General features: G+C 69.5%; 21 protein-coding genes. 19 read left to right on the top strand and 2 right to left on the bottom strand.

Annotated elements, in window-relative coordinates; translation table 11 throughout:
• The first annotated feature begins 7 nt into the window (after window positions 1–7).
• From PSR88_RS05210 to PSR88_RS05170, 9 genes are all read left to right on the top strand, one after another.
• Window positions 8–160, top strand: a complete 153-nt coding sequence (locus tag PSR88_RS05210) for a hypothetical protein (RefSeq protein ID WP_007297398.1) — start codon at window positions 8–10, stop codon at window positions 158–160.
• Window positions 160–1,341 (top strand): MFS transporter, encoded by a 1,182-nt coding sequence (locus tag PSR88_RS05205; RefSeq protein WP_016880079.1) that lies wholly within the window; start codon window positions 160–162, stop codon window positions 1,339–1,341. The genes PSR88_RS05210 and PSR88_RS05205 overlap by 1 nt, the downstream gene beginning before the upstream one ends.
• 9 nt (window positions 1,342–1,350) lie before the next feature.
• Complete coding sequence (hisH, locus tag PSR88_RS05200) at window positions 1,351–1,986, top strand: imidazole glycerol phosphate synthase subunit HisH (protein WP_009473677.1); 636 nt, start codon at window positions 1,351–1,353, stop codon at window positions 1,984–1,986.
• On the top strand, window positions 1,983–2,240 hold the full coding sequence (locus PSR88_RS05195; RefSeq protein WP_016880080.1) for a membrane protein: 258 nt from the start codon (window positions 1,983–1,985) through the stop codon (window positions 2,238–2,240). The genes hisH and PSR88_RS05195 overlap by 4 nt, the downstream gene beginning before the upstream one ends.
• A 19-nt stretch (window positions 2,241–2,259) precedes the next feature.
• Window positions 2,260–2,994: a bifunctional 1-(5-phosphoribosyl)-5-((5-phosphoribosylamino)methylideneamino)imidazole-4-carboxamide isomerase/phosphoribosylanthranilate isomerase PriA gene (gene priA, locus PSR88_RS05190; RefSeq protein WP_005247511.1), complete on the top strand. Its 735-nt coding sequence runs from the start codon at window positions 2,260–2,262 to the stop codon at window positions 2,992–2,994.
• Between the two features lie 9 nt (window positions 2,995–3,003).
• Window positions 3,004–3,837, top strand: a complete 834-nt coding sequence (locus PSR88_RS05185) for an inositol monophosphatase family protein (protein WP_009473673.1) — start codon at window positions 3,004–3,006, stop codon at window positions 3,835–3,837.
• Window positions 3,834–4,607 carry an imidazole glycerol phosphate synthase subunit HisF gene (hisF, locus tag PSR88_RS05180; protein WP_005247506.1) on the top strand — a complete coding sequence of 258 codons (774 nt, stop codon included), beginning with the start codon at window positions 3,834–3,836 and terminating at the stop codon, window positions 4,605–4,607. Before PSR88_RS05185 ends, hisF begins: the two co-directional genes overlap by 4 nt.
• Complete coding sequence (gene hisI, locus PSR88_RS05175) at window positions 4,604–4,948, top strand: phosphoribosyl-AMP cyclohydrolase (protein ID WP_009473672.1); 345 nt, start codon at window positions 4,604–4,606, stop codon at window positions 4,946–4,948. Before hisF ends, hisI begins: the two co-directional genes overlap by 4 nt.
• 78 nt (window positions 4,949–5,026) lie before the next feature.
• Complete coding sequence (locus tag PSR88_RS05170; protein ID WP_005260336.1) at window positions 5,027–5,206, top strand: tautomerase family protein; 180 nt, start codon at window positions 5,027–5,029, stop codon at window positions 5,204–5,206.
• A gap of 7 nt (window positions 5,207–5,213) precedes the next feature.
• On the opposite strand, the gene PSR88_RS05165 is transcribed toward PSR88_RS05170, so the two are convergent.
• On the bottom strand, window positions 5,214–5,723 hold the full coding sequence (locus tag PSR88_RS05165; RefSeq protein ID WP_009473671.1) for a MarR family winged helix-turn-helix transcriptional regulator: 510 nt from the start codon (window positions 5,721–5,723) through the stop codon (window positions 5,214–5,216).
• Between the two features lie 179 nt (window positions 5,724–5,902).
• Between PSR88_RS05165 and PSR88_RS05160 the strand changes: the two genes are divergently transcribed.
• Entirely contained in the window at window positions 5,903–6,682 is a 780-nt protein-coding gene (locus tag PSR88_RS05160; protein ID WP_009473670.1) for a dioxygenase, read from the top strand.
• Here PSR88_RS05160 and PSR88_RS05155 read toward each other — a convergent pair.
• Window positions 6,670–7,134: a peroxiredoxin gene (locus PSR88_RS05155; protein ID WP_016880082.1), complete on the bottom strand. Its 465-nt coding sequence runs from the start codon at window positions 7,132–7,134 to the stop codon at window positions 6,670–6,672. The genes PSR88_RS05160 and PSR88_RS05155 overlap by 13 nt on opposite strands.
• Before the next feature lie 59 nt (window positions 7,135–7,193).
• Between PSR88_RS05155 and PSR88_RS05150 the strand changes: the two genes are divergently transcribed.
• From PSR88_RS05150 to PSR88_RS05110, 9 genes are all read left to right on the top strand, one after another.
• Window positions 7,194–8,780, top strand: coding sequence for an anthranilate synthase component I (locus tag PSR88_RS05150; RefSeq protein ID WP_037195478.1), 1,587 nt, complete (start codon window positions 7,194–7,196; stop codon window positions 8,778–8,780).
• The gene (locus PSR88_RS05145; protein WP_016880083.1) at window positions 8,777–9,481 is read left to right on the top strand and encodes a TIGR02234 family membrane protein; all 705 of its coding nucleotides are present in this window, start codon (window positions 8,777–8,779) and stop codon (window positions 9,479–9,481) included. The genes PSR88_RS05150 and PSR88_RS05145 overlap by 4 nt, the downstream gene beginning before the upstream one ends.
• Window positions 9,482–9,567: 86 nt before the next feature.
• A complete protein-coding gene (trpC, locus tag PSR88_RS05140) occupies window positions 9,568–10,377 on the top strand; it encodes an indole-3-glycerol phosphate synthase TrpC (protein WP_005247490.1) in 810 nt (269 codons plus the stop codon).
• A 62-nt stretch (window positions 10,378–10,439) separates the two neighbouring features.
• Window positions 10,440–11,759 carry a tryptophan synthase subunit beta gene (gene trpB / locus PSR88_RS05135; protein WP_005247488.1) on the top strand — a complete coding sequence of 440 codons (1,320 nt, stop codon included), beginning with the start codon at window positions 10,440–10,442 and terminating at the stop codon, window positions 11,757–11,759.
• On the top strand, window positions 11,756–12,559 hold the full coding sequence (gene trpA, locus PSR88_RS05130) for a tryptophan synthase subunit alpha (RefSeq protein WP_009473666.1): 804 nt from the start codon (window positions 11,756–11,758) through the stop codon (window positions 12,557–12,559). The genes trpB and trpA overlap by 4 nt, the downstream gene beginning before the upstream one ends.
• On the top strand, window positions 12,556–13,635 hold the full coding sequence (gene lgt, locus PSR88_RS05125; protein ID WP_016880084.1) for a prolipoprotein diacylglyceryl transferase: 1,080 nt from the start codon (window positions 12,556–12,558) through the stop codon (window positions 13,633–13,635). The genes trpA and lgt overlap by 4 nt, the downstream gene beginning before the upstream one ends.
• Entirely contained in the window at window positions 13,628–14,470 is an 843-nt protein-coding gene (locus PSR88_RS05120) for a TM2 domain-containing protein (RefSeq protein WP_011594176.1), read from the top strand. Before lgt ends, PSR88_RS05120 begins: the two co-directional genes overlap by 8 nt.
• 275 nt (window positions 14,471–14,745) lie before the next feature.
• Window positions 14,746–19,329 (top strand): glutamate synthase large subunit, encoded by a 4,584-nt coding sequence (gene gltB, locus PSR88_RS05115; RefSeq protein ID WP_016880085.1) that lies wholly within the window; start codon window positions 14,746–14,748, stop codon window positions 19,327–19,329.
• Window positions 19,322–20,824 carry a glutamate synthase subunit beta gene (locus tag PSR88_RS05110; protein WP_009473662.1) on the top strand — a complete coding sequence of 501 codons (1,503 nt, stop codon included), beginning with the start codon at window positions 19,322–19,324 and terminating at the stop codon, window positions 20,822–20,824. Before gltB ends, PSR88_RS05110 begins: the two co-directional genes overlap by 8 nt.
• The last annotated feature ends 19 nt before the right edge of the window (window positions 20,825–20,843 follow it).

The raw sequence follows: 20,843 nt of genomic DNA, 5'->3' as shown, positions 1-20,843 counted from the left end.
CGCATTCGTGAGTGTCGTCCTCGTCTACGTCCTGTTCATCGCCGCGGGGATCGCGGCGGGCGGGGCGTATTCCATGTGGAAGTTCAACAAACTGGCCTCGGGCGTGCTGCTGGCATTGGCGGTGCTGGCAGCCGTGGCAGGCGTTCTCAGGTTGATGTAATGCCCGTCGCAGTGGAGCCGCGCCGCGGCCTGCTCCGCACCCGCGGCATGCCCGCCGCGATGGTGATGGGCGCGGCGGCGTTCGGCGGCTGGGCGGTGCTGCTGCCCGTGGTGCCGCTGATCGTCTCGCTGTCCGGTGGCTCGGACACGCTCGCCGGCAGCGTGACGGCCGTGTTCATGGCCGCGACCGTCGTCACGCAACTCGGTGTGCCCCGGCTCCTGCGCAGGTGGGGGCATCGCTGGGTGCTCGCCGCCGGCTGCATGCTGCTCGGGCCGCCGTCGCTGCTCCTCCTCCTGTCGACCGAGGCGATCCCGGTGCTGGCCGTGTCTGCCGTCCGGGGCTCGGGCTTCGGCATGCTCACCGTCGCCAGCAGTGCGCTGGTCGCCGAACTCGTTCCCCGCGAGATGCTCGGCCGGGCGACGGGTGCGCAGGGAATCGCGGTGGCCGCCGCGCAGATGGTCGGTCTGCCGGCGGGGCTCGCGATCATGCAGCACTGGTCCGCGACCCCCGTCTTCGTGATCGGTGCCCTCATTCCCGCCCTCGCGGTGCTCGCGATTACGCGGCTCCCCGCGATTCACGCCCCCGCGGACCGCACCTCGCAGGGCCGCATCCCGTTCGCCGTCCTACTCACCCCGTGGCTCGCGATCGCGATCTCCGCGGCCGCATTCGGCGGCCTCTCCAGCCTGCTGCCGATCGCGATCTCGGAACGAGCCTCGCTCGCCGGGGTGATCCTCGCCGTCTCGAGCGGTGCGACGCTGATCGGGCGATACGCCGCAGGATCGTTCTCCGACCGGCTGGGGGTGGGCCGCGCCCTGGTTCCCGCTTTGGCGTTCGTGTGCCTCGGCCTGGTGCTGTTCGCCGTCGCCGCGGCGACGAGTGCGCCGGTGCCGCTGCTGGTGTGTGCGGCCCTGGCCTTCGGATTCGGATTCGGCGCGGTGCAGAACGAAACCCTCGTCATGATCTTCACCGCCGCGGGACCGGCCCGATTCGGCTCGGCGAGCGCCGGATGGAACATCGGGTTCGACGCCGGAACCGGTTTCGGTTCCCTCGCGCTCGGGGCCGTCGCGTCGGCGGCCGGGTACTCCTGGGTGTTCGCGGTCGCGGCGACGGCGGTCGCGGTGGTTCCGGCCGCCGCGATGGTCGTCGGCCGCGCCCTCGGGCGTCGTGCAGCCGCCGGATAAGGTTGTGTCATGACCGTCTCCACGATTGCCGTCCTCGACTACGGCTCCGGCAACCTGCATTCGGCCACCCGCGCTCTGGCCCGGACCGGCGCGCGCGTCGAGGTCACATCCGATCACAAGGTTGCACTCGCGGCCGACGGTCTGGTCGTTCCCGGCGTCGGCGCCTTCGCCGCGTGCATGGAGGGACTACGCGCGGTCCGCGGGGAGCGGATCATCGGTCAGCGTCTGGCCGGCGGACGGCCGGTCCTCGGGATCTGCGTCGGCATGCAGATCCTCTTCGAACGCGGAGTCGAGTTCGGCGTCGAGGCGGAAGGCTGCGGCGAATGGCCCGGCACCGTCGAACGGCTCCAGGCCGACGTGCTGCCGCACATGGGATGGAACACGGTCGAGGCCCCCGACAACAGCACGCTGTTCGCCGGGATCGATCCCGACACCCGGTTCTACTTCGTCCACTCGTATGCGGCCCAGTCCTGGGACATGCCGACACCGGAGCGGCTCGCGCCCCCTGCCCTGACGTGGGCCGACCACGGCGGCAAGTTCCTCGCCGCCGTCGAGAACGGCGCGCTGTCCGCCACCCAGTTCCACCCCGAGAAGTCCGGTGACGCGGGCGCGGAGCTGCTCCGGAACTGGGTTCGCAGTCTGTGACCGAGCCCGGGGACGGGCGCGGCGACCTGTCGATCGGCAGGCTCGCGGTGTACGCGATGGTCGCAGCCACCGCGGTGCTGGTACTCGCCACCGCCATCATTCTGGTGATAAAACCGGGCCCCGTCCTCGGGTTGATCGTCGGACTGCTCGGCGTCGCAGGTGCGATCGCGGCCATGGGCTTCGTGTCGAAACGCATGACCCGCAACGCGTACGGTCCCGATCCCGAGGACCCGGAGCCGGGTTCCGACCGCTGAGCGACTAGGGTTGTCGCACGTGAGCCTGGTCCTTTTGCCTGCTGTAGATGTCGTCAACGGTGAAGCTGTTCGCCTCGTCCAGGGGGAGGCAGGAAGCGAGACCGGATACGGCTCGCCTCGTGATGCCGCCCTCGCATGGCAGAACGACGGTGCCGAGTGGGTGCATATCGTCGACCTCGACGCCGCATTCGGTCGCGGCTCGAACCGTGAACTCCTCGCCGACGTGGTGGGCGAGCTCGACGTCCAGGTGGAACTGTCCGGTGGGATCCGCGACGACGCGTCGCTCGAGGCCGCACTGGCGACGGGCTGCGGCCGCGTCAACCTCGGTACCGCCGCCATCGAGAACCCCGAGTGGTGTGCCCGCGCCATCGCCAAATACGGCGAGAAGATCGCCGTCGGTCTCGACGTGCGCCTCGTCGACGGTGAATACCAGCTCCGCGGTCGCGGCTGGGTCACCGAGGGCGGAAACCTGTGGGAGACGCTCGCCCGGCTCGACAAGGACGGCTGCTCCCGGTACGTCGTCACCGACGTGAGCAAGGACGGCACCCTCACCGGCCCCAATCTCGAACTTCTCGCGCAGGTCTGCGCGGCCACCGACGCCCCCGTCGTGGCCTCGGGCGGCGTGTCCACCATCGACGACCTCCGGGCGATCGCCGGGCTCGTCGATCAGGGGGTGGAGGGATCCATCGTCGGCAAGGCGCTGTACGCGGGGCGGTTCACCCTCCCCGAGGCGCTCGCCGCGGTCTCGGGCTGAGTTCCCGCCATGGCCCTGTCCCGTGATCCCCGGGAGCTCCTCGCCGTCGCCAGCGAGCTGCTCGACGGCGTGCACGACCGGTTCGTCTCGGGTGTGGGTGCGCCCAGCGCCGTCCACAAGGGTCCCGACGACTTCGCGACCGCCGTCGACCTCGAACTCGAGAAGCGGCTGACCGGTGAATTGCGTGACCGGACCGGCATCGACGTGCACGGCGAGGAGTTCGGCGGCCCCGACCTGGGCAGCGGACCCGTGTGGGTGCTCGACCCCATCGACGGCACGTTCAACTATTCGGCCGGTCTGCCCACGGCGGGCACGCTGCTCGCGCTGCTCGACGACGGGGTTCCCGTCCTCGGTCTGACGTGGCTGCCGCTCGTCGGGCGGCGGTATGCGGCCGTCGCGGACGGCCCGCTGCTCGAAGGGGGCAAGCCCCTGCCTGCGCTCGGTCGCACGTCGCTGGCGTCGTCGATCGTGGGCTTGGGCGCACTGAACATCGACAGTCGCGGTCGCATCCCCGGCGCGTACCGGCTGCAGGTCCTTGCACAGCTCAGCCGGGTGTCCTCCCGGATCCGGATTCACGGATCCACCGGCGTCGACCTCGCGTTCACCGCGGCCGGAATACTCGGCGGCGCGGTGGTGTTCGGCCACAATGCGTGGGACAACGCCGCCGGTGTCGCGCTGGTGCGCGCCGCGGGTGGTGTGGTCACGGATCTGGGCGGCAAACCCTGGACCGTGACGTCCGACTCGGTGCTCGCCGGAGCGCCCGGAGTGCACGGCGAAATTCTCGATATCCTCGGATCACTGGGTGATCCTCGTTCCGAGCCTTCAGGAGGGCGTACGCAATGACACTGGCGGTTCGAGTGATCCCGTGTCTGGACGTCGATGCCGGACGCGTCGTCAAGGGCGTCAATTTCGAGAACCTGCGGGATGCGGGTGACCCCGTCGAGCTGGCTGCCGCATACGACGCCCAGGGAGCCGACGAGCTCACGTTCCTCGACGTCACCGCGTCCACCGCGGACCGGGGCACCATGCTCGACGTGGTGAGCCGGACGGCGGAGCAGGTCTTCATCCCGCTCACGGTCGGCGGCGGTGTCCGCACCGTCGAGGACGTCGACCGGCTGCTGCGCGCAGGCGCCGACAAGGTCAGCGTCAACACCGCCGCGATCGCCCGGCCCGAGTTGCTCCGCGAACTCAGCGAACGCTTCGGCTCCCAGTGCATCGTCCTGTCGGTCGATGCACGGACCGTGCCGCAGGGTCAGCCCGACACCCCGTCGGGGTGGGAGGTCACGACGCACGGCGGCAAGCGCGGCACCGGTATCGACGCGGTGGAGTGGGCGGTCCGCGGCGCCGAACTGGGCGTCGGGGAGATCCTGCTCAACTCGATGGACGCCGACGGCACGAAGGCCGGTTTCGACCTGCCGATGATCCGGGCGGTGCGCGCGGCCGTGCACGTGCCGGTGATCGCCAGCGGGGGAGCGGGCGCCGTCGAGCATTTCGCACCCGCGGTCGGCGCCGGCGCGGACGCCGTCCTGGCCGCCAGTGTCTTCCACTTCGGCGACATGACGATCGGCGACGTGAAGAAGTCCATGCGTGAAGAAGGGATCACCGTCCGATGAGTCTCGACCCCGCTATCGCGTCACGGCTCAAGCGCAACGAGGCGGGACTGTTCAGCGCTGTCGCGCAGGAACGGTCGACGGGCGACGTCCTGATGGTGGCGTGGATGGACGACGAGGCCCTCGCCCGCACCCTCGACACCCGCAAGGGCACGTACTACTCCCGGTCCCGTCAGCAGTACTGGGTGAAGGGCGAGACGTCCGGTCACACGCAGTACGTCCACGAGGTGCGGCTCGACTGCGACGGCGACACCGTGCTGCTCGTCGTCGATCAGGAGGGGGCGGCGTGCCACACGGGCACGCACACCTGCTTCGACACCGACGTTCTTCTCGCCGTCGAGTAGGGCGCCACGACGCTCGGGCAGAATGCCCGCCACGACGCTCGGGCAGAATGCCCGCATGCCCTCGGGCAGAATGCCTGCATGCCATTGATTCAGATCAGTCAGACACCGGGGCTCACCGCGGAGCAGAAGCGCGCGACGATCGAGGCGGTCACTCAGGCCTACGCCGATGCGACGGGCAAGGATCCCGCGAAGGTGTGGGTGACGATCACCGAGGTCCCGCGCGACAGCTGGGGTGTCGGCGGGACGCCGCTGGGGTGAGTTGCTGTCAGGCTCTGCCGGTTCCCGACGCGATGCTCTTGTCGAGTTGGGTGAGCATGGCGCCGGACAGTTCGGACAGCTGACGGACTTGTTCGGCGGACAGTCCGTCGAAGATCAGTGAGCGGACGGATTCGACGTGCGGGGGCGCGGCCTCGACGACTTTGGCCATGCCTTCGTCCGTGAGGACGGCGTCGGAGCCGCGGCTGCCGCGGATGCTCTCGCGGCGCACCCAGCCGGCTTTTTCCATCTTGGTGATGACGTGGGACAGCCGGGACAGTGATGCGTTGGCGCGCTGGGCGAGCAGGGACAGCTGGAGGCGCCGGTTGGTTTCGCCGGACAGCGAGGCGAGGACGAAGTACTCGAAGTGGGTGAGTGCCGAGTCGCGTTGGAGCTGGGTGTCCAGTGCGGCGGGGAGCCGGGTGACCAGGGCGATGAGGGTGAGCCAGGCCTCCTGCTGCTCTGCGTCGAGCCATCGGGTGCCGGGTTCTGCGGGCTTGCCCTCGTCGTTCCCACTCATCAGTGGTGTCCTCCATCTGTACGTCGATCCACGCGTGCAGCGTGTTCAACATAGTTAGCACGTCGCGGGCCGGATCGTGCCCGGGGAATTAGTTGCCGCGCCCATCGGTTGACTCTTATAGTAACTTGAAGGTTCAACATTGGCCGTCGATGTTGGATCTCGGATCCGAAGGAGTCGCGATGACCGCCACGATGCCCGCACTGTTCCTCAGCCATGGTGCGCCTCCACTGGTCGACAGCGAACTGTGGGTGTCGCAGCTGGCGAAGTGGGCAGGCGACCTGCCGCGGCCGAAGGCCATCCTCATGGTGTCGGCGCACTGGGAATCGGCGCCGCTCACGATCGGATCCACCACCACCGGCACGCCCCTCGTCTACGACTTCGGTGGCTTCCCCGAGCGCTTCTACCGGACCACGTACGAGTCGCCCGGTGCCCCCGACCTCGCGGCGCAGATCGTGGCGCTGATGCCGGACGACGAGACCGTGTCGCACCAGCCGCACCGCGGCCTGGACCACGGCGCCTACGTGCCGTTGACGGTCATGTACCCCGACGCCGACATCCCGGTCCTGCAGATCTCGCTGCCCACGCTCGACCCGCAGCGACTGCTGCACCTCGGTGAGCGGCTGCGTCCCCTGCGCGAGCAGGGTGTGCTGATCGTCGGTTCGGGATTCACCACCCACGGCCTGCCGTTCCTGCGCGACCCGTCACCCGACGCGAAGGCGCCCGGCTGGTCGTCGGAGTTCGACGCCTGGGCGGACGAGCGCCTCGCCGCGGGCGACGTCGATTCGCTCATCGACTTCCGCTCGCTCGCGCCGGGCATGCCGTACGCCCACCCGACGATCGAGCACTTCGCGCCGCTGTTCGTCACGCTGGGCGCCTCGAGCGATCCGGAGCAGATCCCTCGGCAGGTGATCGACGGCTTCTGGATGGGGCTGGCCAAAAGGTCGATTCAGGTGGACTGACGTGTCCGGAGGAAGGCGAGCGCCTGATCGCCGTGCGTGTTGGCGCGGAACTCGCTCGAGATGACCTCGAGCACGGTGCGGTCGGTGTCGATGACGAACGTCGACCGCTTGACCGGGGCGAGTTTGCCGAGCAGTCCGCGGCGGACGCCGAACTTCTCCGCGACGGCTCCGTCAGCGTCCGACAGCAGCGGGTAGTCGAACGACTGCGCCTGCGCGAACGACGCCTGCTTCTCCACCGCGTCGGTGCTGATCCCGGCGCGGGACGCGCCCACCGCGGAGAACTCGATTCCGAGGTCGCGGAAATGGCAGGCCTCGGCGGTGCAGACCGGCGTCGACGCCGCGGGGTAGAAGAACAGCACCAGAGGGCCGTCCTCGAGGAGGGTCGACAGGGACCGCGCGATGCCGTCCTGATCGGGCAGGGTGAATTCCGGTGCGAGCTGACCTGGCTTCATGAGAGCCGAGGCTACCCGCGCACGCAGACACGACGAGTGCGCCTGGGATGATGGTCGGCATGCACGGCGAGCCCACCACGATTCCCGCACCCGAGTCCGCCGCCACCCCGGCCGACGACGGGTCCGACTCGACTACGACGCGCGAGCAGTTCCACGCTCTCGCCGCCGAACACCGGGTGGTCCCGGTGACGCGCAAGGTGTTGGCAGACGCGGAAACTCCGCTGTCGGCGTACACCAAGCTGGCGGCGAACCGGCCGGGGACCTTCCTGCTCGAGTCGGCGGAGAACGGCCGATCGTGGTCGCGATGGTCGTTCATCGGCGCGGGCAGTCCCGCCGCGCTCACCGTCGTCGACGGTGAAGCCGCCTGGTACGGCAACGTCCCGGCGGGCGTCCCGTCCGGCGGCGATCCGATCGCGGCCCTCGGCCGGACGCTGGAACTGCTCCGCACCGAGCGGCTGCCCGACCTGCCGCCGCTGACCGGCGGCATGGTGGGCTTCCTCGGCTACGACGCGGTGCGCCGGATCGAGCGCATCGGCGAGCACGCCACCGACGATCTGCAGATCCCCGAGATGGTCATGTTGCTGGCGACGGATCTCGCGGCCGTCGACCACCACGAGGGCGCCATCACCCTGATCGCCAACGCGGTCAACTGGGACGGCACCGACGAACGTGTCGACGAGGCCTACGACTCCGCAGTGGAGCGGCTGGACCGGATGACGCACGCCCTGTCGGCGCCGGCGTCGTCCACCGTGTCCACGTTCGCGAAGCCCGCCCCCGACTACCGGCGTCAGCGCACCACCGAAGGATTCGGCGCCGACGTGCAGAAACTCGTGGGAGACATCGAGGCGGGCGAGGCATTTCAGGTGGTGCTGTCGCAGCGCTTCGAGATCGACTGCACCGCGGACCCGATCGACGTCTACCGGATGCTGCGCGCCTCCAACCCCAGCCCGTACATGTACCTGCTCAACGTGCCGAACGGCGACGGCGAGACCGCGTTCTCGATCGTCGGTTCGAGCCCGGAGGCCCTGGTGACCGTGTCGGAAGGCGTCGCCACCACGCACCCGATCGCGGGAACCCGGTGGCGCGGGCACACCGAGGAGGAGGACATCCTGCTCGAGAAGGACCTGCTCGCCGACGAGAAGGAGAACGCGGAGCACCTCATGCTCGTGGACCTGGGCCGCAACGACCTCGGGCGCGTGTGCGAACCGGGCACGGTGAAGGTCCACGACTACCGCCACATCGAGCGGTACAGCCACGTGATGCATCTCGTCTCCACCGTCACGGGTCACCTCGCGGACGGTAAGCATGCCTTGGACGCCGTCACCGCGTGTTTCCCGGCGGGCACGCTGTCGGGTGCGCCGAAGGTCCGGGCGATGCAGCTGATCGAGGAACTCGAACCCACGCGCCGGGGCATCTACGGCGGCATCATCGGGTACCTCGACTTCGCCGGCGACGCCGACACGGCCATCGCGATCCGGACCGCGCTGATCAAGGACGGCATCGGGTACGTCCAGGCGGGTGCGGGCGTCGTCGCCGACTCGAACCCCGAGTACGAGGACACGGAGGCGCGGAACAAGGCGATGGCGGTGCTGAGCGCGATCGCGGCGGCGCACACGCTGAAGACCCTGGGAGGCGACACGCAGTGAGTGACGCGTCGGAGACGTCCCGGGAACCCGGGCAGGCGGGACGTCGCCGGTCGATGATCTCGGTGCTGCTGCTCGCGGTCGCCGCGCTGTGCCTGTGGGGTGCCTCCCGGATGACGTGGGTGGAGGTCACCTCCTCCGACGGACTCGGGGAGGAGCGCACGTCCGCGCTCGCCGGCGGCACGTGGGCGGCGGCGCTCACGCCGTTGGCGCTGACCCTGGTCGCCGCGATCGCCGCGTCGTTCGCCGTGAAGGGCTGGGCGCTGCGTGTGCTCGGCGTCCTCGTCGCGGTCGTGGCCGTCGCGGCCGCGGTTCCGGCGGTGGGGTTGATCGTGTCCGGCGCCTCCGACGACGAGGCGGGCAGGCTGGCCGAGTTGCCGGGCCGCGCCGAGGTTCAGTCGGTGTCCGTGCACGTCGGACCCGCCGTGCTCGCGCTGGTGGGCGGCGTGGCGGCGCTCGCCGCCGCGGTGGAACTCGTGCGCCGTCCGCGTGTGCGGGCCGGGCTCTCCTCCAAGTACGACAGCCCCGGTGCGCGGCGTGACGCGGCGAAGAAGGCCGGGGCCGATGCGGGCGAGGGGCCCGTCACCCAGCGCATGCTCTGGGACGCCCTGGACGCGGGGGAGGACCCCACGGTGGAAGACAAGAAAGCCGAACCTGTCGACCAAGTTGACGGACAGGACAAAGACCCGGGGACCCGAACGTAAACAGAATCAGAGTGCCATCTAGGCTGACTTCACCCCTGATGATGTTCCTCACATCGGGTTTCTGCCCAGAAAGGACTCGGGCCACGATGACCGTTCTCGACTCGATTCTCGACGGGGTGCGCGCCGACGTCGCCGCCCGCGAAGCCGTCCTTGACTTCGCCGCAGTCAAGGCTGCCGCCGCTGCCGCACCGCCGGCCCTCGATGCCGCGGCCGCCCTGCTCGAGCCGGGCATCGGAGTCATCGCCGAGGTCAAGCGCGCGAGCCCCTCGAAGGGCGCGCTCGCCGACATCACCGATCCCGCCGAGTTGGCCGCCGCCTACCAGGCCGGTGGCGCCCGCGTGATCAGCGTGCTCACCGAGGAGCGCCGGTTCCAGGGGTCCCTCGCGGACCTCGACGCGGTCCGCCGCGCGGTGAGCATCCCGATCCTCCGCAAGGACTTCATCGTCGGGCCGTATCAGATCCACGAGGCCCGCGCGCACGGCGCCGACGTCGTGCTGCTCATCGTCGCCGCCCTCGAACAGGACGCGCTTGCGTCGCTGATCGACCGCACGGAGTCGCTGGGTATGACGGCCCTCGTCGAGGTCCACACCGAGGAAGAGGCCAACCGGGCGCTCGAGGCCGGTGCCAAGGTCATCGGTGTCAATGCCCGCAATCTCAAGACGCTCGAGGTCGACAAGAACACGTTCGGCGAGATCGCTCCCGGGCTGCCGACCGAGATCATCAAGATCGCCGAGTCCGGTGTGCGCGGCACAGCCGACCTGCTGGCCTACGCCGGTGCGGGAGCCGACGCGGTGCTGGTCGGCGAAGGCCTCGTCACCAGCGGGGATCCGCGCAAGGCGGTGGCCGATCTGGTCAACGCAGGCGCTCACCCGTCCTGCCCCAAGCCGTCACGCTGACGCTGCGTCGGCGGAACTGACCCGGACGGCGGCCGAACCCGGCGTTGGGGCAGACTGGACCTGTGACTTCACGTAATCAGGAAACCGTCTTCAAGGGTGGCAATCTGCCGACTGCCAGCGCCGGGATCGCCGAGCGCACGACGCACGACCCCGACGCCGGAGGACACTTCGGCGTGTACGGCGGACGGCACGTGCCCGAGGCCCTGATGGCAGTGATCGAGGAGGTCACCGCCGAGTACGAGAAGGCCCGCGCCGACGACGCGTTCCTGAACGAACTCGATCGTCTCCAGCGTGACTACACCGGCCGTCCGTCCCCGATCTTCGAGGCGAAACGGATGAGCGAGTTCGCCGGTGGGGCGCGGCTCATCCTCAAGCGCGAAGACCTCAACCACACGGGCTCGCACAAGATCAACAACGTGCTCGGCCAGGTGCTGCTCGCCAAGCGGATGGGCAAGACCCGCATCATCGCGGAGACCGGGGCCGGCCAGCACGGTGTGGCCACCGCGACCGCCTGCGCGCTCCTCGGCCTGGAATGCGTCATCTACATGGGTGCCGTCGACACCGAGCGGCAGGCGCTGAACGTCGCCCGCATGCGCTTGCTGGGCTCGTCGGTGGTGTCGGTCGAGTCGGGGTCGAGGACCCTGAAGGACGCCATCAACGAGGCACTGCGCGACTGGGTCACCAACGCCCACAACACGTATTACTGCTTCGGCACCGCTGCCGGGCCGCACCCGTTCCCGACCATCGTCCGCGACTTCCAGCGCGTCGTCGGTCTGGAGGCGCGTGCCCAGGTGCAGGCGCTGACCGGTCGGCTGCCCGACGCTGTGACGGCGTGTGTCGGCGGCGGTTCCAACGCCATCGGCATCTTCCACGCGTTCCTCGACGACCCCGCCGTGCGGCTGGTCGGCTACGAGGCCGCCGGTGACGGCGTCGAGACCGGGCGGCACGCCGCCACGTTCGCCGCGGGCACCCCGGGCGCGTTCCAGGGTGCGTACTCGTACCTGCTGCAGGACGAGGACGGCCAGACCATCGAGTCGCACTCGATCTCCGCGGGCCTCGACTACCCCGGTGTCGGACCCGAGCACGCACTCCTCAAGGACATCGGCCGCGCCACCTACGAGCCGGTCACCGACACGGAGGCCATGGACGCGCTCCGTCTGCTGTCCGAGCGAGAGGGCATCATCCCGGCCATCGAGTCCGCCCACGCCGTCGCCGGGTCGCTGAGACTGGGCCGCGAACTGGGGGAGGGGGCCATCATCGTCATCAGCCTGTCCGGGCGCGGCGACAAGGACATGGACACGGCCGCCAAGTGGTTCGGACTGTTCGATCCCGACGACTCGACCGAGACCACCACGACTGACAAGGAAGGTTCGGCCAAGTGAGCGAACGACTCTCGCGCCTCGCCCCGACGTTCGCGCAGTGCCGCGAGGAGAAGCGCGCCGCGCTCGTCGGGTACCTCCCGGCCGGTTTCCCCACCGTGCAGGAGTCCATCGACGTGTTCAAGGCGATGGTCGAATCCGGTTGCGACATCGTCGAGGTCGGCATCGCCTACTCCGACCCGGTGATGGACGGGCCCACCATCCAGGCGGCGGCCGAGACGGCGCTGCGGAACGGTGTCCGCGTGCGTGATGTGTTCACCGTCGTCGAGGCGATCGCCTCCGTCGGCGGCAAGGCCGTCGTGATGACCTACTGGAATCCGGTCCTGCAGTACGGCGTCGACAAGTTCGCGCGCGACCTGGCGAGCGCGGGCGGCCTCGGCCTGATCACGCCCAACCTCATCCCCGAGGAAGCCGGCGAGTGGATCGCCGCGTCGAAGGAACACGACCTCGACCGGATCTTCCTCGTGGCGCCGTCGTCGACCGAGGAACGTCTCTCGATGACCCTCGACGCGAGCAGCGGCTTCGTGTACGCCGCGTCGACGATGGGTGTCACCGGTGCCCGTGACGCGGTGTCGTCGATGGCACCCGAGCTGACCGCCCGTATCCGCGCCCACTCGGACATTCCGGTGGGTGTCGGACTGGGTGTCCGCTCCGGCGCGCAGGCCGCCGAGATCGCCGCGTACGCCGATGCGGTCATCGTCGGATCCGCGCTGGTCACGGCTGCGGAGAGCGGTCTCGACGCGGTGCGCTCGCTCACGAAGGAACTCGCCGAGGGCGTTCGCTCCGCTACCGTGGCGTCGTGACTTCCACTGTGGACGTACTGGCCTACATTCCGAGTCCGCCCCAAGGTGTCTGGTATGTCGGACCGGTGGCCCTGCGCGCGTACGCGCTGTTCATCATCGTCGGGATCGTCGTCGCGATCGTGTGGGGTGACCGTCGCTGGGTCGCCCGCGGCGGCGAGAAGGGCACCGTCCTCGACATCGCCATCTGGGCGGTGCCGTTCGGCCTGATCGGCGGCCGTCTGTACCACGTGATGACCGACTGGCCGACGTACTTCGGGGAGGGCGGCGACCCCGTCGACGCCCTGAAGGTGTGGCAGGGCGGTCTCGGCATCTGGGGCGCCGTGGCGCTCGGCGGTGTCGGCGCCTGGATCGGGTGTCGCCGCCGCGGCATCCCGCTGCCGGCGCTCGGCGACGCGGTCGCGCCCGCGATCCTGCTGGCGCAGGCGATCGGCCGGCTCGGAAACTACTTCAACCAGGAACTCTACGGTCGTGAGACCGAGGTGCCGTGGGGTCTCGAGATCTTCGAGCGGCGCAACGACGTGGGCCAGGTGTCACCGCAGCTGATCGACGGGGTGTCCACCGGCGAGGTCGCGTTCGTGGTGCACCCGACGTTCCTGTACGAGGCCCTGTGGAACGTGCTGATCGTCCTCCTGCTCGTGTGGGTCGATCGCCGCTTCCGCATCGGTCACGGCCGACTGTTCGCCCTGTACGTGGCCGGTTACTGCGCCGGCCGCTTCTGGATCGAACTGATGCGCAGCGATCACGCGAGCCTCATCGCCGGTGTCCGCGTGAACTCGTTCACCTCCGCCCTGGTGTTCGTCGCGGCCCTGGTGTACTTCTTCGCCGCCACGAAGGGCCGCGAGGACCCGGCCGAATTGCGGCCTGCCGACGGCGGCCCGGTCGAGGGCGGCGGCGAACCGGTCGACGGCGAGATCGCGCAGAAGGAGCCCGAGAAGAACGTCGAGGACGCGGGCAAGGACGAGGGCACGTCAGCGTCGGAGCCGGTATCGGACGACAAGGCCGCGAGTACCGCGAGTACCGGCGGCGAGGCGGGCACGAAGACCATCGACAGCAAGAAGGATGACGCGAATGACTGAACCGGGGAAAGCATCCGACGATTCCGGCAAGGGTGCATCCGAGGACGCACACAAGGTCGACCTGGGGAAGAGCAGCGACGGCACCGAGAACAGCACCGAGTCGAGCCTGCCGCCGGAGTTCGGCTCACCCTTTGATTACGATGCCACCGCCGAGGCCTCGCTGTCCCAGCCGCCTGCCACGTCGGACGCGACGCCGTCACCGGGTTCGACCGGCACCGGACCGGGGTGGGACACGTACTCCGGTGTCGGCAACGGCCCGGGCTGGGGGTCCACGCCCACCTACCCGTCGCCGAGCGGCACCGAGCCGACGGCCCCGTTCCCGAACGTGGGCGAGCCGACGTCGCCGACCGCGCCCTACACCGGGTACGAGAACCCCCAGCAACCGGACGGTCCCACCTACGGCGCACCCGACCCCAACTACGGTGCGCAGTACGGGGCGGCTCCGCAGTCGCCGCAGGACTACCCCCAGCCCGGGTATCAGCAGCCCGGGTACGGACAGCAGCAGGGTTACCCCCAGCAGGGGTTCCCGCCGCCCGGATACGCCCCCGCCGGCTACAACGCGTACGCCGATCCGTCGGCGCCGTTCGGCAGGCACCCGCTGACGGGTGAGCCGTACTCCGACAAGTCCAAGCTGACCGCCGGCCTGCTGCAGATCTTCCTCGGCGGCTTCGGAGTCGGACGGTTCTACCTGAACCAGCCCGGCATCGCCGTGGCGCAGATCGCCGTCACATGGCTCACCTGTGGAATCGGCGGAATCTGGCCGCTCGTCGACGGCATCATGATGCTGACCGGAAGCGTGAAGGACAAGTACGGACGACCCCTGCGGGAGCAGTGACGATCCCCGACCGAACTGTGGCCCGTGTTGCTGATGCGACACGGGCCACGGTGCTTTCCGGGGCCGGATTCGGCATATCTTGCGAGGTATCGGTCCTGGTAAGCTGAGCGCGCCGGGTGTATGTCCGGTAACAACCTTCACGGGCCGATGCTGTCCCGGTAGACCCCCGAAAAGCAGTTAGCGCCCGTCGTGGCGACCCCGCTAGCGGAGGCCGCCGACAGCACGTGCGGAGCGCACACACTGGTGGTCTTCCTGGCCGATGTGGAGGTATATCGGTGCTGTTCTCTCAGTTGCCCGGTCCCCAGGGCTTGTACGACCCGGACCAGGAAGTCGATTCCTGCGGTGTCGCCATGGTGGCGGACGTGCACGGTCGCCGCTCACACTCCATCGTCTCCGACGGACTCCTCGCCCTCGAGAATCTCGAGCACCGCGGTGCGGCGGGATCGGAACCGAACAGCGGAGACGGCGCCGGCATCCTCCTCCAGCTTCCCACCGAATTCTTCGCGGACGTCGTCGACTTCGATCTCCCGGCGCCGCTCGACGACGGCAGCAGCACGTACGCGGCGGGCACCTGCTTCCTCCCGCACGACCCGCAGGCGCGGGCGGCCGCGCAACGACGCGTGTCCGACCTCGCGGCCGAGGAGGGGCTCGACATCCTCGGCTGGCGCCGGGTGCCCGTCGATCCGGACGGCGCGGACGTCGGCTCCTCGGCCCGGGCCTGCGAACCGCACATGAGCCAGTTGTTCGTCACCGCACCTGCCGTCGGCGGGATCCGGCCCGGCGGGCTGGCACTCGACCGCCTGGTCTACGCGCTGCGCAAGCGGGCCGAACAGGTCACTCCCGAGGTCGAGTCCGAGGGCAGCGGCGTGTACTTCCCGTCCCTGTCGAGCCGGACCGTCGTCTACAAGGGAATGCTGACCACGTCCCAGCTGTCGCGGTACTTCCCGGACCTGCGCGACCCCCGGATCGCGAGTGCGATCGCGATCGTGCACAGCCGGTTCTCGACCAACACGTTCCCGTCCTGGCCGCTCGCGCACCCGTTCCGCTTCGTCGCGCACAACGGTGAGATCAACACGGTCCGCGGCAACCGGAACCGCATGCGCGCCCGCGAGGCGTTGCTGTCGAGTTCGGTGATCCCGGGCGACCTGCGCAGGCTGTACCCGATCTGCAGCCCCGACGCGTCGGATTCGGCGTCGTTCGACGAGGTGCTCGAACTGCTGCACCTCGCCGGCCGCAGCGTGGCGCACGCGGTGATGATGATGGTGCCGGAGGCGTGGGAGAACGACACGTCGATGTGTCCCGACCGGCGGGCGTTCTATCAGTTCCACGCATCGCTGATGGAGGCGTGGGACGGACCGGCGTGTGTGACGTTCACCGACGGGACCGTTGTCGGCGCCGTGCTCGACCGCAACGGCCTGCGTCCGGGACGCTGGTGGCAGACCGTCGACGGGCGGGTGGTCCTCGCGAGCGAGAGCGGTGTCCTCGACGTGCCGCAGGCGGAGGTCGTGGCGAAGGGCCGCCTCGAACCGGGACAGATGTTCCTGGTCGACACGTCCGAGGGCCGGATCGTGCCCGACGAGGAGATCAAGATGCGGCTCGCGGCGGAGCAGCCGTACGCCGAGTGGCTGTACGCCGGTCTGCTCGAACTGAAGACGCTGCCGGATCGCCCGCACGTGCAGCACAACCACGAGTCCGTGGTGCGGCGGCAGGTGGCGTTCGGGTACACCGAGGAGGATCTGCGCATCCTGCTCGCGCCGATGGCCGCGTCCGGCGGCGAGCCCCTCGGCTCGATGGGGACGGACACGCCGATCGCCGTCATGTCTCAGCGTTCGCGGCTGCTCTACGACTACTTCGTCGAACTGTTCGCGCAGGTCACGAACCCGCCGCTCGACGCGATCCGCGAAGAGATCGTGACGTCGCTGTCGCGGGTCATGGGTCCGGAGCAGAACCTGCTCGAGCCGACCGCGGCGTCGTGCAGGCAGATCGTGCTGCCGTGGCCGGTGCTCGACAACGAAGAGCTGAACAAGATCATCAACGTGAACGCGGACGGCAACCATCCGGGGCTCGCCGCGACGGTGCTGCGCGCGCTGTACGACGTGGAGCGCGGCGGTGCGGGGATGGCCGAGGCGATCGAGGAATTGCGGGCGCAGGCGAGCGCCGCGATCGCGGACGGCTATCGGACGCTGGTGATCTCGGACCGCGACTCCGACCACACCCGCGCGCCGATCCCGTCGCTGCTCGCGGTCGCCGCGGTGCACCATCACCTGGTGCGGACCAAGGAACGCACCAAAGTGGCGCTGGTCGTCGAATCCGGTGACGCCCGCGAGGTCCACCACCTGGCGCTGCTCATCGGGTACGGCGCCGCCGCGGTCAACCCGTACCTCGCGATGGAGTCGATCGAGGACCTCGTGTCCGAGGGCGAACTCACCGGCGTCGAGCACACGATCGCCGTGCGCAACTACCTCACCGCTCTCGGCAAGGGAGTGCTCAAGGTGATGTCGAAGATGGGCATCTCCACCGTCGGCTCGTACACCGCGGCTCAGGTGTTCGAGGCGATCGGCCTGGACCGCGACCTCGTCCACGAGTACTTCACGGGCACCGTCAGCAAGCTGGGCGGCGCCGGTCTCGACGAGATCGCCCGCGAGGTCACCGTCCGCCACCGGCAGGCGTACCCGGACAACCCGGCCGAGTTCGCCCACCGGCGGCTCGAGGACGGCGGAGAGTACCAGTTCCGCCGCGACGGCGAACTGCACCTGTTCACCCCGGAGACGGTGTTCCTGCTGCAGCACGCCACCCGCACCGGTCAGCACGAGGTGTTCGCGAAGTACAGCGAGGAGGTGAACCGGCTGGCCGAGGCCGGTGGGGCACTGCGCGGCCTGTTCACGTTCCGCGAGGGCGTGCGCCCGCCGGTGCCGCTGGACGAGGTGGAGCCGGTCGAGCGGATCGTCACCCGGTTCAACACCGGAGCGATGAGCTACGGCTCGATCTCCGCCGAGGCCCACGAGACGATGGCCGTCGCGATGAACAATCTCGGCGGACGCTCCAATACGGGCGAGGGTGGCGAGAACGTCGACCGTCTCTACGATCCGTCGCGCCGCAGCGCCGTCAAGCAGGTGGCGAGCGGGCGGTTCGGCGTCACCAGCGACTATCTGATCAACGCCAGCGACATCCAGATCAAGATGGCGCAGGGAGCGAAGCCCGGTGAGGGCGGTCAGCTGCCGGCGTACAAGGTGTACCCGTGGGTCGCGGAGACCCGGCATTCGACGCCGGGGGTCGGGCTGATCTCGCCGCCGCCGCACCACGACATCTACTCGATCGAGGATCTCGCGCAGCTGATCCACGACCTGAAGAACGCCAACGACCGGGCCCGGGTCCACGTGAAGCTGGTCAGCTCGGTGGGTGTGGGAACGGTCGCCGCCGGCGTCAGCAAGGCGCACGCCGACGTGGTCCTGATCTCCGGGAACGACGGCGGGACCGGCGCTACCCCGTTGACGTCGATGAAGCATGCCGGGGCGCCGTGGGAGATCGGGCTGGCCGACGCCCAGCAGACGCTGGTGCTCAACGGACTCCGCGACCGCATCACCGTCCAGTGCGACGGCGGGATGCGCACCGCGCGGGACGTCGTGGTCGCGGCGCTGCTGGGTGCGGAGGAGTTCGGGTTCTCGACGGCCCCGCTGATCGTGGCGGGTTGCATCATGATGCGGGTCTGCCACCTCGACACCTGCCCGGTCGGTGTCGCCACCCAGAACCCGGAGCTGCGCAAGCGGTACACCGGCAAACCGGAGTTCGTGGAGGAATTCTTCCGCTTCGTCGCCGAGGACGTGCGCCAGTACCTGGCGGACCTCGGGTTCCGCAGCATCGACGAGGCCGTCGGTCACGCGGACGTCCTCGAGACCGCGCAGGGGATCGCGCACTGGAAGAACCGGGGACTCGACCTCACTCCGATCTTCGCCGTGGCCACCGGGCCGGACGGGGTGCCGCTGCCGCAGCGGCGCCGGGACCGCGATCAGGACCACGGACTGGACCGGGCGCTGGATCGCACGCTCATCCAGCTGGCCGAGGGTGCCCTCGAGGACGCGCACGCCGTGGAGATCGAGATGCCGGTGCGCAACGTCAACCGGACCGTCGGGACGCTGCTCGGCGCGGAGGTCACCCGCCGGTACGGCGCCGCCGGGCTGCCGGACGACACGATCCGGCTCACGTTCACCGGTTCCGCCGGGCAGTCGCTCGGCGCGTTCCTGCCACCGGGCATCACCATCGACCTGACCGGTGACGCCAACGACTACGTCGGCAAGGGATTGTCGGGCGGACGGATCGTGGTCCGTCCCGCCGACGACGTCCTGTTCGTCCCCGAAACGCAGGTGATCGCGGGCAACACCCTCCTCTACGGCGCCACCTCGGGCGAGCTGTATCTCCGGGGCCGCGTCGGCGAGCGTTTCTCGGTGCGCAACTCCGGTGCGTCGGCCGTCGTGGAGGGTGTCGGCGACCACGCCTGCGAGTACATGACGGGCGGTCGGGTCGTGATCCTCGGACCGACCGGCCGGAACATGGCGGCCGGCATGTCCGGCGGCATCGCGTACGTCCTCGACCTGGACCCCGAGGACGTGAACCGGGCGATGGTGAAGCTCCTGCAACCCGACCCGGACGACCTCGACTGGTTGTGCGGCGCGGTCACCCGGCACCACCGGTGGACCGGTTCCGCGGTGGCGGCGTCGGTGCTCGCCGACTGGCCCCGGCGGTCCGCGTTGTTCACCAAGGTGATGCCGGTGGACTACCAGCGGGTGCTGGACGCGACCCGGATGGCCAAGGCCGAGGGACTCGACGTGGACACTGCGATCATGGAGGCGGCACGTGGCTGATCCGCAGGGCTTTCTGCACATCGTCAAGAAGGAGGCGCGCAAGCGTCCGGTCGCGGAGCGGGTGCACGACTGGCACGAGGTGTATGCGCCGCAGAGTCCGGCCGAGCGGGCCGCCGAGGTGTCCGAGCAGGCCGCCCGGTGCATGGACTGCGGAATCCCGTTCTGCCACTCGGGAAGTGCGGGTTGCCCACTGGGCAATCTGATCCCGGAGTGGAACGACCTGGTGCGGCGCGGCCGCTGGTCGGCGGCCAGTGAACGGCTGCACGCCACCAACAACTTTCCGGAGTTCACGGGGCGGGTGTGTCCGGCGCCGTGCGAGTCGGCGTGTGTGCTCGCCCTCGCCGACACGCACACGACCGGCAGCGTCACCATCAAGCGGATCGAGCAGGCCATCGCCGACGTCGCGTGGGAGTCCGGCACGGTGGTGCCCAAGCCGCCGATGATCGCCACGGGCCGCAAGGTCGCGGTGGTCGGTTCCGGCCCGGCCGGCCTCGCGGCGGCGCAGCAGCTGACCCGGGCGGGGCACGACGTCACCGTCTACGAGCGCGACGACCGGCTCGGGGGACTGCTGCGGTACGGCATCCCGGAATTCAAGATGGAGAAGGCGATCCTCGATCAGCGCTTGATGCAGATGCGCGCCGAGGGAACGCACTTCGTCACGGACTGCGAGGTGGGCGTCGACCTCACCGTGGAGCAGATGCGCGAGAACTTCGACGCCGTCGTGCTCGCGATCGGCGCACTCCGGGGCCGCGACAATACGACCGTCGAAGGCCGGGAGCTGAACGGGATCCACCTCGCGATGGAACACCTGGTCACCTCGAACAAGGAATGCGAGGGTGACGGTCCCGCGACGATCACCGCGAAGGGCAAGCACGTCGTCATCATCGGCGGCGGCGACACCGGGGCCGACTGCCTCGGAACGGCGCACCGCCAGGGCGCGTTGTCGGTGACCCAACTGGACTACAAGCCGGAGTTGCCGACGGAACGGGACGAGGCCGCGACGCCGTGGCCTGCGTGGCCGATGGTGCTTCGTACGTCGCCCGCGCACGCCGAGGGCGGTGTCCGCCGCTATCAGGTCGCGGTGCAGCGTTTCCTCGGTGACGAGAACGGGAACGTGCGATCGATGGTGCTCGCCGAGGTCCGGGTCACCCGCGAGGACGGCAAACGCATCATCACGCCGGTCGGCGAGGAGATCGAATTACCGTGCGAGCTGGCGCTTTTCGCGATCGGATTCGAGGGTGTCGATCTCGGTCCGCTGCTCGACGACTACGGGCTGTCACCCAATCGGCGGGGATCGCTCTCCTGCGGACCGGACTGGCAGACCACCGCACCCGGGGTCTTCGTCTGCGGGGACGCGCACCGCGGCGCGTCGCTGGTGGTGTGGGCGATCGCGGAGGGCAGGTCCGCGGCGCACGCCGTCGACGTGTATCTGACCGGGGCGTCGGACCTCCCGTCGCCGGTGCATCCGACGGCGCTCCCGCTGGCAGTCGTCTAAATGGAGAAGGGCGCGCGGG

Source organism: Rhodococcus sp. DK176, from assembly GCF_038447315.2.
Classification (GTDB): Bacteria; Actinomycetota; Actinomycetes; order Mycobacteriales; family Mycobacteriaceae; genus Rhodococcus_F; species Rhodococcus_F jostii_A.
The sequence above is the reverse complement of the archived record's forward strand: the minus strand, read 5'-3'. Positions and strand labels throughout refer to the sequence as shown.

Bases quoted from the DNA above. Each gene is read 5' to 3' on its own strand.
- PSR88_RS05205 (WP_016880079.1), top strand. From the start codon at position 160: ATGCCCGTCGCAGTGGAGCCGCGCCGCGGCCTGCTCCGCACCCGCGGC.
- hisH (WP_009473677.1), top strand. From the start codon at position 1,351: ATGACCGTCTCCACGATTGCCGTCCTCGACTACGGCTCCGGCAACCTG.
- PSR88_RS05185 (WP_009473673.1), top strand. From the start codon at position 3,004: ATGGCCCTGTCCCGTGATCCCCGGGAGCTCCTCGCCGTCGCCAGCGAG.
- hisF (WP_005247506.1), top strand. From the start codon at position 3,834: ATGACACTGGCGGTTCGAGTGATCCCGTGTCTGGACGTCGATGCCGGA.
- hisI (WP_009473672.1), top strand. From the start codon at position 4,604: ATGAGTCTCGACCCCGCTATCGCGTCACGGCTCAAGCGCAACGAGGCG.
- PSR88_RS05170 (WP_005260336.1), top strand. From the start codon at position 5,027: ATGCCATTGATTCAGATCAGTCAGACACCGGGGCTCACCGCGGAGCAG.
- PSR88_RS05165 (WP_009473671.1), bottom strand. From the start codon at position 5,723: ATGAGTGGGAACGACGAGGGCAAGCCCGCAGAACCCGGCACCCGATGG.
- PSR88_RS05160 (WP_009473670.1), top strand. From the start codon at position 5,903: ATGACCGCCACGATGCCCGCACTGTTCCTCAGCCATGGTGCGCCTCCA.
- PSR88_RS05155 (WP_016880082.1), bottom strand. From the start codon at position 7,134: ATGAAGCCAGGTCAGCTCGCACCGGAATTCACCCTGCCCGATCAGGAC.
- PSR88_RS05150 (WP_037195478.1), top strand. From the start codon at position 7,194: ATGCACGGCGAGCCCACCACGATTCCCGCACCCGAGTCCGCCGCCACC.
- trpC (WP_005247490.1), top strand. From the start codon at position 9,568: ATGACCGTTCTCGACTCGATTCTCGACGGGGTGCGCGCCGACGTCGCC.
- PSR88_RS05120 (WP_011594176.1), top strand. From the start codon at position 13,628: ATGACTGAACCGGGGAAAGCATCCGACGATTCCGGCAAGGGTGCATCC.